The 16982-nt window shown below is 68.8% G+C and carries 14 protein-coding genes; 7 read left to right on the top strand and 7 right to left on the bottom strand.

The window, feature by feature from the left end; all coding sequences use genetic code 11:
• Positions 1-103: 103 nt before the first annotated feature.
• Both D187_RS49950 and D187_RS15640 read left to right on the top strand, forming a co-directional pair.
• Complete coding sequence (locus D187_RS49950; protein ID WP_081713709.1) at positions 104-2890, top strand: CARDB domain-containing protein; 2787 nt, start codon at positions 104-106, stop codon at positions 2888-2890.
• A gap of 158 nt (positions 2891-3048) precedes the next feature.
• Positions 3049-3684 carry a hypothetical protein gene (locus D187_RS15640; protein WP_002626340.1) on the top strand — a complete coding sequence of 212 codons (636 nt, stop codon included), beginning with the start codon at positions 3049-3051 and terminating at the stop codon, positions 3682-3684.
• 149 nt (positions 3685-3833) lie between these two features.
• On the opposite strand, the gene D187_RS15635 is transcribed toward D187_RS15640, so the two are convergent.
• Positions 3834-5318, bottom strand: coding sequence for a Kelch repeat-containing protein (locus D187_RS15635; protein WP_002626339.1), 1485 nt, complete (start codon positions 5316-5318; stop codon positions 3834-3836).
• A gap of 139 nt (positions 5319-5457) precedes the next feature.
• Between D187_RS15635 and D187_RS49945 the strand changes: the two genes are divergently transcribed.
• On the top strand, positions 5458-6102 hold the full coding sequence (locus D187_RS49945) for a hypothetical protein (protein ID WP_051256380.1): 645 nt from the start codon (positions 5458-5460) through the stop codon (positions 6100-6102).
• Between the two features lie 22 nt (positions 6103-6124).
• Here the strand turns inward: D187_RS49945 and D187_RS15625 are convergent, their stop codons facing one another.
• Together D187_RS15625 and D187_RS15620 are read right to left on the bottom strand one after the other, a co-directional pair.
• Positions 6125-7813, bottom strand: a complete 1689-nt coding sequence (locus tag D187_RS15625; RefSeq protein ID WP_155893372.1) for a GH3 auxin-responsive promoter family protein — start codon at positions 7811-7813, stop codon at positions 6125-6127.
• 108 nt (positions 7814-7921) lie between these two features.
• Positions 7922-9664: a GH3 auxin-responsive promoter family protein gene (locus D187_RS15620; RefSeq protein WP_002626335.1), complete on the bottom strand. Its 1743-nt coding sequence runs from the start codon at positions 9662-9664 to the stop codon at positions 7922-7924.
• Positions 9665-9809: 145 nt separating this feature from the next.
• Between D187_RS15620 and D187_RS58755 the strand changes: the two genes are divergently transcribed.
• The 3 genes from D187_RS58755 (at position 9810) to D187_RS15610 (ending at position 11806) form a co-directional block, all read left to right on the top strand.
• Positions 9810-9944, top strand: a complete 135-nt coding sequence (locus D187_RS58755) for a hypothetical protein (RefSeq protein ID WP_002626334.1) — start codon at positions 9810-9812, stop codon at positions 9942-9944.
• Between the two features lie 90 nt (positions 9945-10034).
• Positions 10035-11168, top strand: a complete 1134-nt coding sequence (locus D187_RS15615; protein ID WP_002626333.1) for a sensor histidine kinase — start codon at positions 10035-10037, stop codon at positions 11166-11168.
• On the top strand, positions 11165-11806 hold the full coding sequence (locus D187_RS15610) for a response regulator (RefSeq protein WP_043430000.1): 642 nt from the start codon (positions 11165-11167) through the stop codon (positions 11804-11806). The genes D187_RS15615 and D187_RS15610 overlap by 4 nt, the downstream gene beginning before the upstream one ends.
• Before the next feature lie 42 nt (positions 11807-11848).
• Here D187_RS15610 and D187_RS15605 read toward each other — a convergent pair whose 3' ends face one another.
• The 4 genes from D187_RS15605 to D187_RS15590 all read right to left on the bottom strand — a co-directional run bounded on the left by D187_RS15605 (position 11849) and on the right by D187_RS15590 (position 15534).
• The gene (locus D187_RS15605) at positions 11849-13435 is read right to left on the bottom strand and encodes a chitinase (RefSeq protein ID WP_002626331.1); all 1587 of its coding nucleotides are present in this window, start codon (positions 13433-13435) and stop codon (positions 11849-11851) included.
• A 118-nt stretch (positions 13436-13553) separates the two neighbouring features.
• Positions 13554-14486, bottom strand: a complete 933-nt coding sequence (locus tag D187_RS15600; RefSeq protein ID WP_002626330.1) for a tetratricopeptide repeat protein — start codon at positions 14484-14486, stop codon at positions 13554-13556.
• Positions 14483-14971: a cytochrome c-type biogenesis protein gene (locus D187_RS15595; RefSeq protein ID WP_002626329.1), complete on the bottom strand. Its 489-nt coding sequence runs from the start codon at positions 14969-14971 to the stop codon at positions 14483-14485. The genes D187_RS15600 and D187_RS15595 overlap by 4 nt, the downstream gene beginning before the upstream one ends.
• Before the next feature lie 140 nt (positions 14972-15111).
• Positions 15112-15534, bottom strand: coding sequence for a helix-turn-helix transcriptional regulator (locus D187_RS15590; RefSeq protein ID WP_051256379.1), 423 nt, complete (start codon positions 15532-15534; stop codon positions 15112-15114).
• A gap of 241 nt (positions 15535-15775) precedes the next feature.
• Here D187_RS15590 and D187_RS15585 point away from each other — a divergent pair, with 241 nt between their 5' ends.
• Positions 15776-16924, top strand: a complete 1149-nt coding sequence (locus D187_RS15585; RefSeq protein ID WP_002626323.1) for a serine/threonine-protein kinase — start codon at positions 15776-15778, stop codon at positions 16922-16924.
• The last annotated feature ends 58 nt before the right edge of the window (positions 16925-16982 follow it).

Raw genomic sequence — 16982 nt, 5'->3', positions numbered from 1 at the left:
TAAAATTCCCATAAAATACTCAGTGGTCATCCACGTCCGGGAGCTTCGTGGCGCGACAGGGTTCGCCGCCGCACTTCAACCCCTCCCGAACGAGTGAAGACCCATGGATGAACGCAGGATGAAAGCGGGGCTCGGTGCCCTCGCGTTGATGGCTATTTGGGGATGCGACGCGCAGGAGCCATTCCCTGGCGGTGGACACGAGACCGCGAAACAACTGCTCACCGGACCTGATTTCGTGGTGACGGAGTTGAGCGCTCCTCACAGTGTCCATCCAGGACTCTCCTTCGAGGTCACGGCCACGATCTGCAACCAGGGGGGCATGGCGGGCTCCGCGCGGGGTGGGTTGTTCCTGTCCTCGGACACCGTCATCTCCGAGGAGACGGACAGGCGGGTGGGGCAGTTCGACCCGTTCCTGGCGCCCGGAGAGTGCAGGCGGCAGAAGGCGACTGTGTACGCCCAGGTTCCCTCCGAGGGCATCTGGTACGTGGGTGCTCGCATCTCGACCCCCGAGGATGCGGACCCGAGCAATGACACGCGCATCAGTGCTCCGCTGGGAATCGGGTTTCAACCGGACTTCGTCATCACCTCGGTGAAGGGTCCGGCCAGTGTGGAGCCCGGGCAATCCCTCTCCGCCCAGGTGACGGTGTGCAACCTGAGCACCCAGGCCGGCGGCACCCGGGTGAGCTTGTTCTTGTCGGAGGACGCGAACATCCGTCTTCCGTCTCCCGCTGGTCCTCCTCCGGAGGACATCCTGGTGGGTGAGGCATCGGTGCCTCCGCTCTTCTCCGGCCAGTGCACGACGGTCCCCGTTTCTGGTCTGGCCTTGCCTCCGCCCCCGAGTCGGCCGGACATCCGGGCCTTCCACCTGGGCGCCGTGGTGGATCCGAACAACGCCATCCCGGAGTTCTTCGAGGACAACAACACGCACCCGGGCTACCTGCTGGGCGTGGGCAGTGGCGCGGACTTCCTCATCACCTCGGTGAAGGGTCCGGCCAGCGTGCAGCCTGGGCAGTCGTTCACCTCCGAGGTGACGGTGTGCAACCAGGGCACCCGGGCCGACTTCAGCCGCGTGTCCCTGCTCCTGTCCGAGGACGCGTCCATTCGAATCCCGTCTCCGTCCGCGCCTTCCGAGGACTCCCTCGTGGGTGATGCGCCGGTGCCTCTGCTCGTTCCCGGCCAGTGCTCCACGGTGTTCGTCCTTGGCCAGGCCCAGCCCCCGGCCACGAGCTCGCCCGACGTGCGGGCCTTCCACCTGGGCGCCGGGGTGTACCGGAACAGCGCCACCCTGGAGCTCATCGAGGACAACAACACGCACCCGGGCTACCTGCTGGGCGTGGGCAGTGGCGCGGACTTCTTCATCACCTCGGTGAAGGGTCCGGCCAGCGTGGGACCCGGGCAGGCCCTCACCGCCCAGGTGGCGGTGTGCAACCAGGGCACCCAGGCCGGCGGCACCCGCGTGGCCCTGCTCCTGTCCGAGGACGCGTCCATTCGCGCGCCGTCTCCGTCCGCGCCTTCCGGGGATGCCCTCGTGGGAGTCGTGCAGGTGCCCTCCTTGTTCCCAGGCCGGTGCGCCACGGTGTCCCTCTCCGGCAGCATTTCTCCTCCGCCGGTGAGCGGGCCGGACACACGGGCCTTCCACCTGGGGGCCATGGTGGATCCGGACAACACCACCCAGGAACTCATCGAGGGCAACAACACGCACTCGGGTTACCTGCTGGGCGTGGGCACTGGCGCGGACTTCGTCATCACCTCGGTGAAGGGCCCGGCCAGTGTGCAGCCCGGACAGCCGCTCACCGCCCAGGTGACGGTGTGCAACCAGGGCACCGTGGCCGAGAGCACCCGCGTGGCCTTGCTGCTGTCCGAGGACGCGTCCATTCGCCCCCCGTCTCCGTCCGCTCCTCCAGAGGACTCCCTCGTGAGCCAGGCGCCGGTGTCTCAACTCGCTCCCGGCCAATGCGCCACCGTTTCCCTCTCCGGCTCTGCCCAGGTCCCGCCCATGAGTCGGCCGGACGTCCGGGCCTTCCACCTGGGGGCCGTGGTGGATCCGGACAACGCCACCCCGGAGTTCATCGAGGACAACAACACGCACTCGGGCTACCTGCTGGGCGTGGGCGCTGGCGCGGACTTCGTCATCGGCTCGGTGAAGGGCCCGGCCAGCGTGTATCCCGGACAGCCGCTCACCGCCGAGGTGGCGGTGTGCAACCAGGGAACCCGGGCGGAGAGCACCCGCGTGACCCTGCTCCTGTCCAAGGATGAGTCCATCCGTGTCCCGTCTTCGTCTGGTTCTTCCGAGGACGTCATCGTGGGGGACCAGCCGGTGCCCTCGGTGCTCCCTGGCCAGTGCGTCACGGTGACCATTTCCGGCCAGGCCTCTGGCGAGCCCCCGAGATGGCCGGGCGACTTTGGCTTCTATCTGGGGGCCGTGGTGGATCCGAACAACGCCACCCCGGAACTCATCGAGGACAACAACATCCATTCGGGCGACCGGTTGGGCGTGGGCCCCGAGGCGGACTTCGTCATCTCCGAGATGGAGAGTCCCGTGTTCGCCCGAAGTGGCCAGAGCCTGGGTGTCCAGCTGACGGTGTGCAACCAGGGCACCCGGGCCGGGAGCACCCGCGTGCGTGTGCTTCTGTCCACGGACGCCACGCTCGATCTTCCCTCGCCCCAGGGCCCGTCCGAGGATGTCCTCGTGGGAGAGGTCAGCACGCAAGTCCTCCAGCCCGGCTGGTGCCAGACGCTGTCTGTCACCGGGAACGCCCATCCGCCGCAGGCGAACCCGGACACGCCAGGGCTCTACTACGTGGGGGCCGTGGTGAATCCGGTGGGTGGCCCCGAGCTGTTCACGGACAACAACACCCTGCTCGGTGGGTGGATCTACATCGCCCCCTGAGGCTCCCCGTCATCTCCTCCCGGCCGGCTTCTTCTCGATCCGGGTAGGGCTTCTGAAGGAAGTCACGTGGGGGTGACGCCCACGTGACTTCCAGCGCGTGCGATTCTCACCCCGAGTCGTATATGGTTCGCGGCTCTACCCCAGTGGAGGCCGCACTCATGCGCATGGTTGGAACGATTGCCGTTGGGATTGTCGCACTGCTCGCTTCACCGGCCCAGGCCGATTCTGTCATCAACTCGGAGCAGGTGTCCTGGCAGGGCTGTGATTATACGATCAAGGTACTCCTGGGGGATGATCCGTACGCCGATACTCCCTACACCGTCTCGATCCAGAGCGCGGTGGTTTCGCCAGACACCTGTTCGCTGACGCCCAGGACCGTCAATCTGGTGGGCTCGGTGCGCGAGCCGCGGATCGCGATCGCGGCCAGTGCCGAGGGGCTCGCGATTGCCTACTCCTATGAAGAGTACGCCCGGTTCTCGTGGGGCCGGAATCTCCTCCGCATCCACCATTTGAACCCGAGCACCTTGGGCTCCGTGAAAGTGGCGGAGTTGGAGGGGATTTGGCTGTCGGGGACTGGACCGTGGGCCCCGACCCCCTTCTCCCTGAGCTGGCTCACCCTCTACCCGGGCTCCCTCGAAGTGCATGGTTTCTTGGAAGGGTCGACGAATGCGATCTCGTCGAATGTGCCCGCGACCAGCTGGCCGCCCCCGCTCGCGCAGGGCAATCGCTTCGCCGCCATCTATTCTGACTTCTTTGGCGCGACGCTGCAGCCGCCCCAGATCGTCACCTACTAACGGGCTTCAGGAAGTGAGGGAGTGGAACAGGTTTGTTCGTGGCCCAGGTACACCGCGGCGTCTACCCAGGGAGGCGCCGCGCCTTCGTCCCAACTCTCCAAGGGCGGCGCGGGACTTGGGCCAGCGCCCCCTCTGCCTGCTCCCGCGCGTTATGGCGAGTACACCTCTCCTCTGTCCGAGCTCACCACCAGCACCTTGCCCGATTTCAGCAGAGTGATCGTCATGTCCTCGTGGAAGCTCCACTGCAGGTTGCCGGTGGGGGACCAGGTGCCCGTCGCCGGGTCGTACAGTTCCGACGAATTGAGGTGGCCGTTATCGATATTGAAGCCGCTCGTCACCAGCACCTTGCCCGAGTTCAGCAGAGTGGCCACATGGTAGGTGCGGCCCTCGAAGAGGCTGCCGGTGGGGGACCAGGTGCCCGTCGCCGGGTCGTACAGCTCCGCCGTGGCGAGGATCACAATGTCGAAGATGCCGCCCGTCACCAGCACCTTGCCCGAAGGCAGCAGCGTGGCCGTGTGGTTCATGCGGCCCGTGGTGAGACTGCTGGTGGGGGACCAGGTGCCCGTCGCCGGGTCGTACAGCTCCGCCGTGGCAAGCGGCGTGCTGGACGACGTGGCGCCGCCCGTCACCAGCACCTTGCCCGAAGGCAGCAGCGTGGCCGTGTGGTCATCGCGGTGCACCCCGGTGCTTCCGGTGGGGGACCAGGTGCCCGTCTCGGGGTCGTATACCTCCGGCGCGACATTGTCGTGGCCGCCCGTCACCAGGACCTTGCCCGAGCGCAGCAGCGTGGCCGTGTGTCCGCCGCGTTCCTTGGCGAGGCTGCCGGTGGGGGACCAGGTGCCCGTCGCCGGGTCGTACAGCTCCGACGTGGCGGACGTGTATCCGCCCGTCACCAGGACCTTGCCCGAGTTCAGCAGCGTGGCCGTGTGGCCGGACCGTGCCGTGGCAAGGCTGCCGGTGGACGACCAAGTGTTCGTCTCCGGATCGTACAGCTCCGCCGAGGCGAGATTCGAAAATTTATAGCGGCCGCCCGTGACCAGCACCTTGCCCGAGGGCAGCAGCGTGGCCGTGTGCTCCTCGCGGACCGAGACAAGGAAACCGGTATAGGTCCAACCCGGGCAGACCGGAGGGCCCACGGCTGAGAACTCGGTCGAAATCGCCACCCCCGAGGGACTCGCCACGCGGACAGAAAAGGCAACCGGGATTCCCGAGGGGAGGCACGGCGGTGCCTTCCAGGTGGCTCGGCTCACGGAGGGTCCCGACGTGACGGCCAAGGTGCCGAGCGACGCGGTCCAGGTGAAGCGAAGAGGGCTGTCCTGCAGATCCCGCGCGGAGACCTGGAAGGTGAGCTCGCCTCCAGCCTCCACCTGATGGGTATTCGCAGGCTTCTCGATGAAGGACAGAAAGCGGACGCCTCCCGCATCCGGGGTGCCCGTATCGGGAGAGGTGCCCGCGTCGGGAGAGGTGCCCGCGTCGGGAGAGGTGCCAGGGTCCTCACCTGGGCCTTGCGTGCCACAGCCGGAGAGGACGGCCAACAGTCCCACCATCAGCAAGGCGTGGGGGATGGGCCAGAACCGGAACGCGAGGCTCCTGGCTGCGGTGGGGGTGTCTTCACCAGGGGGCTGAAGCAACATGTGGTACCTCGTGACGGGGTAGGTCGCTCCATAACTTCATAAGAAACTCCGGTCGTCCACGCGTTACCTCACCACTGAATTACTTGAGTCGGCCGGGAGGAGTAGAGTCCGCGGCCCTACCCCAGTGGAGGCCGCACTCATGCGCATGGTTGGAACGATTGCCGTTGGGATTGTCGCACTGCTCGCTTCACCGGCCCGGGCCGAGCTGCCCGTCGTCAAAGAGGCCCGGGTGTCCTGGCAGGGTTGTGCTTATTCGATCAAGGTCCGGGAGGACGTGGATCCGGATTATCCGTACCCCCGACCCCTCTACAGAATCTCCGTCCAGAGCGAGGTGGTTTCGCCTGGCACCTGCTCACTGACGCCCAGGACCGTCGAGTTGACGACCTCGAAGATCGAGCCACGGATCGCGATCGCGGCCAATGCCGAGGGGCTCGCGGTCGCCTACTTCCATGGAGAGTATGTCCGGTTCATGGGTGACTGGGCTCGCATCGGCATCCACCGTCTGGACCCGAGCACCTTGGGCTCCGTGAGGGTGGCGGGTCTGCAGGCGAGCTATGTGCCGGAGGATGGTGGAGCCGGGGGCCCGGGCGCCACCTATTTGAACGAGCTCACCCTTCACCCTGGCTACCTCGAAGTGAGTGGCACCTTTAGCGAGAATTCGGTCACGGAATATCCCCCGCCCATGCCCTGGCCGTACCCGATCGTGCAGGGCAACCGCTTCGTTGCCATCTATCCTGACTTCTTTGGCTCGACGCAGAAGCCGCCCCACCTCGTCACCTTCTGAGGGGGGCGGGCAACCCGGGCGTTCAACCCGTGACGCGGCGCTGGCGCAGCAGGCCCTGCAGCTCCGCGTCCCGCACCACCCGGGGCACCTTGACCTGGGTGGGTGAGGCCCCGCGTTGCACGAGCACGTCGCGCAGGGCCTGGAAGGTGCCGGGCTCCACCCGGTGCAACTGGGCGGCGCCCAGCCGCTCGGAGCGGCGGATCACCTCGTAGAAGGGATTGGTCCGGCACAGCGCCTCTTCCAGCGCCCGGCTCAACTGCTCCGGAGCGCCCTGGGGCCGCGCGCCTTCCTGGAGCTCGACGAAGAGGGCATAGCGTCCGGGGAGCGTCTCCGTCTCCTCCACCACGCTGTAGTCGGCGGGCAAGAGCCCCTCGGTGGCCAGCGCCTGCTCCAGGGCGAGGCGCGCGGCGTGCTCCGAGGTCTTCTCTCCCATGAGGTTGAGCAGCGCGCCCCGCCGGTAGAGGAACTCCATCAGCGGCGCTTCATGGTAGCGGCCCACGATGCGCACCACGTCCCCCAGCCGGTAGCGGTACAGGCCCGCCTGGGTCGTGAGCACCACCTCGTAGGCCTCGCCCTCCACGAGCTGTTCGGGCAACAGGGTGGTGGGGGACTCCGCGTCCAGTTCCCGCTCGGGGATGAACTCGAAGAAGGCCATGCCCACCATGAGGCAATAGACGGCCTGCTCGAGTTCGAGTGGCACGCCCAGGATTCCCTCGGTGCTGACGTAGCTGGCGGCGGACAAGGGCACGCCCTCGAGGTAGGGAGTGAGCTGTCGGGTGTAGAGGGAGAAGCTGGCCCCGGTGATGGAGGAGACATAGGCGAGCCTGGGCCACAGCCGGCGCAAGAGGCCGTGGGGGCCCTGTTCGAGCGCCTGGGAGACCTCGCGGGCGCGCTCGGGGTCGGGGAGCAGGCGGGACTGGAGGAGGCGGCGCTGCTCCGGCTCCAGATCGAGTTCCGGGCGCAGCACCCCGCGAGCGATGTCGTCCACCAGATCCGCTCCGCGCCGCTCCAGCAGGTGCACCATGTCCAGCAGCCCCGAGGCGAAGGGGGCCATGAGGGTGCCGAGTTCCCGCTCGCGCAGGCCGAAGAGCAGGTGCAGGTAGAGCGCATCGGCGTGCTTGCGCAGGCGGAAGGCTTCCGGTGGCGAGGTGAACGCGAAGGAAGCGGCGCGGCCCATCGAATGGGTGGAGATGGCGGTGAGCGCCCCCGTCAACAGCCCGCCCTCGGAGCGCTCGCGGAGCACGGCGTTCATGAGAATCATTCCGCGAGAGGGACGCCGGGCGGCCGGAACCTTCTCGGTCACCACGGCGCGGCCAATCATCATGGTGCGCCGCATGTTCTCCAGATGGGGCCGGCTCACGGGCAGCAGCTTGCGCTGGCCGGTGGTGCCCGAGGTGATACCCAGGTACTCCACCCGGTCGGCGGTGAGCACGTTCTGCTCGCCGCGGGCGATGCGCTCCATGTAGGGCCGGAAGGGCTCGTAGGTACTGACGGGCAGGGCGCGCTGGAAGTCCTCCACGGTGCGCAGCGAGGCGAAGCCATGGCGCCGGCCGAAGTCCGTGTCCCGGTTGTGCTGGAGGATGGCGCGCAGCGTGTCCACGTTCACGCGCGCGACGTGGCGCGTCTGCTCGATGAACCGCTGTTTGTCGCGACGGCCAGCAGCTTGCATGACGTGGCCGAGAAGACGGGGAATCCAGGGTAGGAAAGACATGGTGCGCCTGATCCCATGACGCGCGAGCCGAGGCAACCCTGGCCTTTGTCCACGAGCCCAGGTGGCCTCCTGGCAGCCTGAACAACTGCTTCAGGGAGTCGAGGGGGCTCAGCCCGTGACGCGGCGCTGGCGCAGCAGGCCCTGGAGCTCCGCGTCCCGCACCACCCGGGGCACCTTGACCTGGGTGGGTGAGGCCCCGCGTTGCACGAGCACGTCGCGCAGGGCCTGGAAGGTGCCGGGCGCCACCCGGTGCAGCAGGGTGGGGCCCAGTCGCTCGGTGCGGCGGTTCAGTTCGTAGGCGGGATTGGTCCGGCACAGCGCCTCTTCCAGCGCCCGGTTCAAGCGCTCCGGATCCTTATGGGGCCGCGCGCCTTCCTGGAGTTCGACGAAGAAGGCATAGCGCCTGGGGAATGTCTCCGTCTCCTCCACCACGCTGTAGTCGGCGGGCAAGAGGCCCTCGGTGGCCAGCGCCTGCTCCAGGGCGAGGCGCGCGGCGTGCTCCGAGGTCTTCTCGCCCATGAGGTTGAGCAGCGCGCCCCGCCGGTAGAGGAACTCCATCAGCGGCGCTTCATGGTAGCGCCCCACGATGCGCACCACGTCCCCCAGCCGGTAGCGGTACAGGCCCGCCTGGGTCGTGAGCACCAGCTCGTAGGCCTCGCCCTCCACGAGCTGCTCGGGCAACAGGGTGGTGGGGGACTCCGCGTCCAGCTCCTGCTCGGGGATGAACTCGAAGAAGGCCGCGCCCACCAGGAGGCAGTAGACGGCGCGCCCGAGCTCGAGTGCCAGGCCCAGGGTCGACTCGGTGCTGACGTAGTTGGCGGCATACAGGGGCACGCCCTCGAGGTAGGGGGCGAGCTGCTGGGTGTAGAGGGAGAAGCTGGCCCCGGTGATGGAGGAGGCGAAGGCGAGCCCGGGCCACAGCCGGCGCAAGAGGCCGTGGGGGCCCTGCTCGAACGCCTGGGTCAGCTCGCGGACGCGCTCGGGGGCGGGGCGCATGCGGGACTGGAGGCGGCGGCGCTGCTTCGGCTCCAGGTCGAGTGCCGGGCGCACCACGCCGAGGGCGAGGTCTTCCATCAGATCCTGCCAGCGCTGCTCCAGCAGGTGCACCATGTCCAGCAGCCCCGTGGCGAAGGGGGCCATGATGTAGCCGAGCTTGCGCTCGCGCAGGCCGAAGAGCAGGTGGAGGTAGAGCGCATCGGCGTGCGAGCGCATGGAGAAGGCATCCGGCGGCGAGGTGAGCGCGAAGGAAGCGGCGCGGCCCAGGGACTGGGTGGCGATGGCGGCGAGCGCGCCCATCAGCAGCCCGCCCTCGGAGCGCTCGTGGAGCTCGGCGTTCATGAGGATCATTCCGCGAGTGGGACGGTGGATGGCGGGTAACTGCTCGGCCACCACGTCGAGGCCGATCGTGGTCGCGCGCTGCAAGTGGCGCAGATGGGGCCGGGTCACGGGCAGCAGTTTGTTCTGGCCGGTGGTTCCCGAGGTGATGCCCAGGTACTCCACCCGGTCGGCGGTGAGCACGTTCTGCTCGCCGCGGGCGATGCGCTCCATGTAGGGCCGGAAGGGCTCGTAGGTACTGACGGGCAGGGCGCGCTGGAAGTCCTCCACGGTGTGCAGCGAGGCGAAGCCATGGCGCCGGCCGAAGTCCGTGTCCTGGTTGTGCTGGAGGATGGCGCGCAGCGTGTCCGCGTTCACGCGCGCGGTGTGGCGCGCCTGCTCGGCGAAGTCCTGCCTACCGCGACGACCCGCGGCCCTCGTGAGGTGGCTGGCGAGACGGAGGAGCCAGGGGGTGGAGGACATGGTGCGCCTGATACCCACGACGTCCGCCTGGAAGCAACCCTGGCCTTTGTCCATGAGCCCAGGTGGTCTCCTGACATCCTGAACGCATCTTTCTAGCGAGCCGAGGCCGGTGCCGTTGTCCCACGTGACTTCCGGCACATGCGCCCCACGTTTCGCGCTGTGTAGGGTTCGCGGTGTTCCCCCAGAGGAGGCCGCACGCATGCGCATGCTTGGAACGATTGCCGTTGGAATGATCGCGTTGCTCGGTTCATCGGCGCTCGCCGACCTGCCCCTCGTCAAACAAGCCAGTGCCATCTTCAACACGGTGCAACGGCCCCTCTTCGTCACCTGCTGACCGAGGGCGGCCTTGGAAAAAACGGCCCCGCCTGGACGATGCTTCTCGCGATGACCTGGGGCGGCGGGGCTCGTAGACTGGGCGCCCCCCATGCGGTCGCCCACGGTCTTCCACCCACTCTTGTTCGTCGCCGCGCTCCTCGCCTGGAGCATGGTGGGAGCGCAGGGACTCGTGGTGATGAACCTCACGCTCCAGCACCTGACCAGCGCCTCCGTGCTCGTGTGGTTCGTTGCCTTCACCTCCTTTGGCGCGGCTTTCTGGCTCAACGTGCGAGGGGATGGCCGTCATGCGCTCTTTCTTCTGGGCGCCCAGACAGCCGCGGCGCTGGCGGTGATCGCCACCGGCGCCTCGGGCTTCGAGGGGGCGCTGCTGTCCATCATCTCCGGACAGGTGCCCATGTTCCTGTCCTCGCGGTCCACCGTCCTGTGGTGCTCGGGGCTGGCCCTCACGAGCCTGGCCGTCTACCTCGTGCTGTACCCGCCCCTGGACGCGCTGGCATCGGCGGTCGGCTACGCGGGCTTGCTGGTGTTCACCGCCACCGCGTCCCACATCCAGCAGCGAGAGCTGAACGGGCGCCGGGAACTGGCCCGGCTGCATGCGCGGCTCGAGGCCGCCCAGCAACAGCTCGCCGAGCGGGAGCGTGAACAGGAGCGGCTGCGCATCGCGCGGGAGCTGCACGACTCGCTCGGCCACCACCTCACGGCCCTCTCGCTCAACATCGAGGTGGCCTCGCATTGCGTGGAGGGTCCGGGACTCGAGCACGTGCGCCGGGCCCAGAATGTCTCCCGGACGCTCCTGCGTGAGGTGCGCGAGGTGGTGTCCTCCTTGCGCGAGGGACCGCTCCAGCTCGGACCCGCGCTGGCCGATCTGACGCGCGAGGTGCCCGGGCTCGAGGTGCATCTCCAGGTGCCGGAGGGACTCTCCGTCACCGAGCCCGCCGCGGCCCATTGCCTGCTGCGCTGTGTCCAGGAGGTCATCACCAACACGCTGCGCCACGCCTCCGCGCACCACCTGTGGATCGACGTCGTCTCCACCCGGGAGGGCGCGCTTCGGCTTCACGCGAGGGATGACGGCGTGGGCGCGATGGCGCTCGAGCCCGGCGCGGGACTCACGGGCATGCGCGAGCGCTTCACCCAGCTCGGCGGAAGCCTGGAGTGGCGTCTGGCGGCCCGGCGGGGCGTGGAGTTGGTGGCGTGGCTGCCCACGCGAGGTGCCCACGGATGATCCGCATCGTCCTGGCGGATGACCATACGCTGGTGCGCGAGGGCATTCGCAGCCTGTTGGAGCTCACCCCGGACCTGCGGATCGTGGGGGAGGCGGCCGATGGGAACGAGGCCCTGCGGCTCGTGGCCGAGCTGGATCCAGACGTCGTGTTGATGGACGTGCGGATGCCGCGGATGAGTGGACTGGAGGCGTTGCGCGCGCTGCGGCGCACGGATCCGCACCGGCGCGTGGTGTTGCTCACCACGTTCGATGAGGACGCGGTGCTGCGGGAGGCGCTGCGGGTGGGGGTCCAGGGCTTCCTGCTCAAGGACGTGACGCGCGATCAGCTCGCCGAGGCGCTCCACCGGGTGGCGGGTGGGGAGACGTTGCCCCCGCCTGGGTTGCCCGGGCAGGTGTCGCGTGGAGTCGCGGAGCTGCCGCGGGACTTTCCCTCCGCGGAGCAGCCGGAGGAGCTCACCCGCCGGGAGTTGGAGGTGCTGCGCCTCATCGCCCGGGGCCTGAGCAACCGGGAGATCTCCGAGGCGCTGGGCACCGCCGAGGGCACGGTGAAGAACCAGACGTCCAACATCCTCTCCAAGCTGGGGGTGAGGGATCGCACCCAGGCGGTTCTTCGCGGGATGGAGCTGGGCTGTCTTTGAAGCAGGACGGGCCCGGGGCTGGGCCCGCCCTGGCTTCAATGCCTACTTCAGCGAGTCCAGGTAGGGACGGTGGCTGTTGGTGAACTCGTAGTTGGCGAAGGCATCCCAGTTCACCGACCAGGACATGAGGCCGCGGAAGCTCTTGTTGTTGGCGGGCGAGCTGCGCACGGTGTACGTGCCGATGGATGTGCCCTTGACGAGGGCGTTCACGGCGCGCTGGACCTCGGCGGGCGTCGTGTAGCCGCCACCCGCGTCGCCATTGGCGGGCAGGCCGATGACCACCTGATCCGGGCGGAGCGCGGGGAAGACGTTGTTCGCGTTGCGTCCCACGGGGAAGCCCGTGAGCAGCATGTCCGTCATGGCCACGTGGAAGTCCGCGTTGCCCATGTTGTGGTACTGGTCGTCGAGCCCGGTGATGGGGCCGGAGTTGTAGTCCTGGACCTGGAGCCAGCTCAGGATGTCGCGCACGGCGTAGATCACGGGCAGGTAGGCCCCGGCACGGGTGTCACAGCCGGAGCAGGTGCCGCCGTAGAACGCATAGCCGAGCTGCACGAAGAACGTCTCGGGCGCCATGGTGAGCAGGAACTTCGTGCCGAAGTGGTTGCGCAGAGAGCGGATGGCGGAGATGAGGTTGACCACCACGGGCGTCTTCGGATTCTTGAAGTCCGCGTCCCCGGGGTTGATGGACAGCGAGTGCCCCTCGAAGTCGATGTCCATGCCATCGAAGCCGTACTTCTCGATGATGGATCGCATGGAGTTGACGAAGGCATCGCGCGCCGCGGTCGTCTCCAGCCGCACCTGGCCGTTGGCGCCGCCGATGGAGATGATGACCTTCTTGCCCAGGCTCTTGAGGTAGGCGACGTCCGCCTTGAAGTCCGCCTCGGAGGTGCCGTAGGGCGTGAAGCCGATGGTGCCGCCGGTGGAGCCATTGGTCGGCTCGGCGAAGGAGACGTTGATGACGTCCCACTTGGTGGAGACGTTGCGCAGCCGGATGAAGCCCGAGCCGTTGTCGAAGTTGTGCCAGTAGCCGACGAGGATCTTGCTGGGAACGTCACCCGTGGGCGGCGGGGGGGGATCCGTCACCGGAGACGTCGTCGTGCTGTATGCGGAGCTGGCGGCGGAGCGGTTGCCGGCGGCGTCGCGGGCCTTCACGGTGAAGGTGTACGTGGTGTTGGCCGAGAGCCCGGACACCGTCGCGCTCGTCGTGGTGCTGGTGGCGGCCCCGGACACGCCGCCGCCGCTGAAGGACACCTCGTAGCCGGTGACGCCCACGTTGTCCGTGGAGCCCGTCCACGTGAGCGACACGCTGTTGGACGTCTTGCCCGGCGAGGTCAGTCCCGAGGGCGCCGTGGGGGCCTGCGTATCCGTCGGCGGCGGGGTGCCCGTGCGCTCCAACCACAGCGCCGGGACATTGGGCGGCTCCCAGCCAAGCAGCGACGTATGGTTCTGGCGGCAGTCATAGCCCTTGCCGCCATACGTCACGATGTCGCTCACCGCGTAGCTGACGTTCGGCGCCCAGGCACCGCGATCCGCCGCCTGGGACAGCGCGGGGAACAGGCACAGCAACGCGATGGCGACGAGACACTGAAACCCTGACCGGGACGCGCTCGTCCGGGGTGATACGGCCATGTCCACACTCCTCGGATGGGAATACCGAGGAGAGAGAGACGGGCCCCCATTTTTTCGGGTCAGTGGCCGCTGACGGCCTTGTCCCGACTATCGGGACTCGGACCGATGTGGCCGGGCCTTAGCGGCCCAGCTCGGCACGCAGCTGCTGGATGGCGGCGAGCAGGGGCGGCGGGTGCATGCTGCTGGGCACCTCGACCGCGAAGCGCTCGAAGGACTCCAGGGCCGCGGCCTTGTCGCCCTGCTTCATGGCGAGCGCGCCCAGGAACAGCAGTCCCTCCTGCGCGTCCGGGTAGGTGTCCGCCAGCCGCAGCAACTCGCGCCGCGCGCCGGACTCGTCACCGCGCACGGCCAGGAGCACGCCCTGGTGCACGCGCAGCTCCACGTTGAAGGGATCCACCGCCAGGGCGCGCAGGGTGACGCGCTCGGCCTCCTCGTACATCTGGTTGCGGATGAGCTCGTGGCTCACGATGGAGGCGGACTCCAGGTCCGCGGGATTCTTCTGCAACTTCTCCCAGGCCTGCTGCAGCTCCGAGTCCATCTGGGGCGCGCCCTGCTGCTGCGCGTCCGCCGAGCCCATGGCCCCCGGAGGCACGCGGCCCGTGGCCGCCTCGTTCTCGCCCCGCGGGTGCTGCTCGGACACGAGCGTGTAGCCCAGCACTCCGAAGAACAGCACGATGCCACCGCCCCACAGCGCGCCCTTGAACTGCGGCGACAGCAATCCGGTGGGGGCAGGGGCGGGCGTGGAGGGGGCGGGCGCCTTGTCGCGGGCCTTGAGGTGCTCGTCCCGGGCGCGCAGGGCGGCCACGGCCTCCTGCTCCAGCCGGGAGCGCTCCGCCTCGTAGCGCTCGGGCGCCAGGGTGTGCTTGTCCGCCGCGAGCTCCTTGAGCTGCTCGATGCGCGACTGGTAGCGCCGCTCCAGGTCCTCGAGCACGTCATCGCGCGAGGCGGAGGGCGCGCCCTTGCGGCGCTGGGTGAGCAGGAAGAGCACCGCGGCGATGACACCCACCGCGAGCACGGCGAGGCCAGGAGTCCAGTTGGTGGGGGGGTTCATTGATCCATCTCCCGGCGCACGGCCGCGAGGTACGGGTCCACGGAGTCGTCGGAGGGGGCGGGGCTGGAGGGGGTGGGCGCGGCCGGGGAGGGGGCCGGGGCGGGCGGGTGCCGCACCTGCCGGAAGATGACGAAGCCGCCGCCGAGCAGCAGCACGAGGGGGCCCAGCCACACGAGCAGGTTGACGCCCTCGGCCTTGGGCTGCAGGAGCACCCACTCGCCATAGCGGGCGACGAAGTAGTCGCGCACCTCCTGGTCCGTCTTGCCCTCGGTGACCAGCTCGCGAATCTTGTCGAGCTGGGCGCGCGCCATGGAGGAGGGGCTGTCGGCGACGGACAGGCCCTGGCACACCGCGCAGCGCAGCTCCTTGCCGAGCACCTGGACGCGGGCCTCCAGGGGCGGCGCGAGGGGTTCACTTCCAGCCTGCTGGGGCGCGTACTGTCCCGAGGCGAGCAACAGGGTGAGGGAGAGGAGGGCGGCGGTCATGGGGGTTCCTGGGGGCCGAGCCTACCTATCGTCCCGGACCGGGTGTTGCCCAGTGAAACCGGGGACGGCGGGCGGGCATGGCCCCTGGCCGTCCGGCCGCTGTCCGGGCGCGAACTCCGATGGCGGGGCCTCCTCCTCCTCTAAGAGGGGCGGGGGGGACCGGGGGGGGCGGGGCGGCCCTGGCGCACGATCCGCAGGCGCAACAAGCCGGTGGCGATCAGGCTGAGCAGGCGGAACTCGGCGGGCTCCAGCTTCTTCACCGTGCGCACCAGGCGGCGGATCTCCACGGGCTCCTCGGTGGGCCGGGCGGGTGTCTCCTTCGTCCAGAAGTTCTCCTGCGCGGGCGTCAGCCCCAGCAGCACGTCCGAGGGGATGCGGAGGATTTCACACAGTTTCTTCAAGGTGGGCACGCTCGGCAGCATCCCGCCGCGCTCCAGCCGTCCGTAGACCTCGGTGGCGAGTCCCACCCGCTCGGCGACGTCTTCCTGGGTGAGATTGGCGCGGACTCGAGCCGCCCGGGCCGCGGTCCCGATGGTCGATGCCAGTCCTCGTGGGAGTGCCATGCCGTGCGGTCCTGAAGAGACGAGTGGAAGTCTTCCGGCCCGGTACATCCGGGCCCGGAGTGACTTCCAAGATAGCTGGAAAAAGAGTGACTTCAAGAGTCATTCCGCGAGTCAGGCCCGACTTTCGAGGTCGGTAGGTGGGGGGCGGCTCCCCCGGAAGCATCATCGTTCTTGGTCCTTCGGGGTCCGCATGTTTACCTTTGGAGTCATCTGGCGGATACCCCCAAAGGAGCGCGTCGTCATGTCGAGTCGGCAGAATCCGGATCCCTCCCCCAAGCCGTCCCCCCCCGTGGTGATCGAAACCGGAATGGCGAGCTTCGAGCTCGTGCGTTCGCTGGGGCAGGGCCACCATGGGGAACTGTTGCTCACGCGTCAGCGCTACGCGGGGGGGCTGGGGGGCTACACGGTGGTCAAGCGGCTCAACCGCGTGGTGCGCCAGGAGGACTACCAGCGGCTGGTGGAGGAGGCGCGCCTGGCGGGGCAGATGCGCCACCCCAACATCCTCGCGGTGCAGATGCTCGGGGGCAGCGCGGCCGAGCCCCTGCTCTTCGTGGAGTACACCGAGGGCCAGCGCCTGGGGGACGTGATGCGCCGGGCCGAGCGCGCGGGCCGCGACTTCTCCGAGGCGTTCGCCTGCTACGTGACGGCCGAGGTCGCCGAGGGGCTGCACTACGCGCACACCCTGGTGGACGACAAGGGGCGGCACCTGGGCATCGTCCACCGGGACGTGACGCCCCAGGGCATCCTCCTGGGCCGGGAGGGCGAGGTGAAGCTGGTGGACTTCGGGGCGGCCTGGTCCCGGTTGGAGGGGCGCATCTCCACCGAGGGCGACAGTGACCTGGGCAACGTGTCCTACAGCTCGCCGGAGCGGGCCAACCTGGATCAGCTCGACGGGCGCTCGGATCTCTTCTCCCTGGGGCTCGTCTTCCTCCAGCTGCTCACCGGCCGGCACCTGCTGGACGCCGAGCAACGCCACGAGGCGGAGCTGCTCGGCCGCCAGTTGCGCGCGCGGGGCGAGTCGGGCTGGGGGGGGCTGGAGGAGCTGAGCGCGCCGCGCACCGCGGACCTGCTCAAGCGCATGCGCGAGCTGCGCTCCGAGCAGGTGGAGGCGGCCATCCAGGGGCTGCCCGAGCTGCCCCGGGCCGTGCTCCGCCGGCTGCTGGCTCCCCGGCGTGAGGAACGCTTCGCCACGGGGGCGGAACTGGCCCGGGTCCTGAGGGATCATGTGTGGTCCAAGGGATGGCGCTATGGGCGCCCCGAGCTGGTGGCCGAGGTGGCGGCCCTGGAGGGGCCGGTGCCGGGAGACCTGGAGAACACGGGGGACGAGGCCCGCCGGGGGAGGGGGGGAGGGAAGGAGCGCCCGGGGGGCGGGGGGCCCAAAGGTCCCTGAGCCCTTGGCCCCGGGGTACGGGCCGTGCTAGTCCGCCGCCTTCCTCTTATCTACTGGT

The organism is Cystobacter fuscus DSM 2262 (assembly GCF_000335475.2).
In the GTDB taxonomy this organism is placed as follows: domain Bacteria; phylum Myxococcota; class Myxococcia; order Myxococcales; family Myxococcaceae; genus Cystobacter; species Cystobacter fuscus.
Note: the sequence above shows the minus strand (reverse complement) of the source record. Positions and strands in the feature narration are given on the sequence as shown.

Coding starts and splice junctions, on each gene's coding strand:
- D187_RS49950 (WP_081713709.1), top strand. CDS start 104: ATGGATGAACGCAGGATGAAAGCGGGGCTCGGTGCCCTCGCGTTGATG.
- D187_RS15640 (WP_002626340.1), top strand. CDS start 3,049: ATGCGCATGGTTGGAACGATTGCCGTTGGGATTGTCGCACTGCTCGCT.
- D187_RS15635 (WP_002626339.1), bottom strand. CDS start 5,318: ATGTTGCTTCAGCCCCCTGGTGAAGACACCCCCACCGCAGCCAGGAGC.
- D187_RS49945 (WP_051256380.1), top strand. CDS start 5,458: ATGCGCATGGTTGGAACGATTGCCGTTGGGATTGTCGCACTGCTCGCT.
- D187_RS15625 (WP_155893372.1), bottom strand. CDS start 7,813: ATGTCTTTCCTACCCTGGATTCCCCGTCTTCTCGGCCACGTCATGCAA.
- D187_RS15620 (WP_002626335.1), bottom strand. CDS start 9,664: ATGGACAAAGGCCAGGGTTGCTTCCAGGCGGACGTCGTGGGTATCAGG.
- D187_RS58755 (WP_002626334.1), top strand. CDS start 9,810: ATGCGCATGCTTGGAACGATTGCCGTTGGAATGATCGCGTTGCTCGGT.
- D187_RS15615 (WP_002626333.1), top strand. CDS start 10,035: ATGCGGTCGCCCACGGTCTTCCACCCACTCTTGTTCGTCGCCGCGCTC.
- D187_RS15610 (WP_043430000.1), top strand. CDS start 11,165: ATGATCCGCATCGTCCTGGCGGATGACCATACGCTGGTGCGCGAGGGC.
- D187_RS15605 (WP_002626331.1), bottom strand. CDS start 13,435: ATGGCCGTATCACCCCGGACGAGCGCGTCCCGGTCAGGGTTTCAGTGT.
- D187_RS15600 (WP_002626330.1), bottom strand. CDS start 14,486: ATGAACCCCCCCACCAACTGGACTCCTGGCCTCGCCGTGCTCGCGGTG.
- D187_RS15595 (WP_002626329.1), bottom strand. CDS start 14,971: ATGACCGCCGCCCTCCTCTCCCTCACCCTGTTGCTCGCCTCGGGACAG.
- D187_RS15590 (WP_051256379.1), bottom strand. CDS start 15,534: ATGGCACTCCCACGAGGACTGGCATCGACCATCGGGACCGCGGCCCGG.
- D187_RS15585 (WP_002626323.1), top strand. CDS start 15,776: ATGTCGAGTCGGCAGAATCCGGATCCCTCCCCCAAGCCGTCCCCCCCC.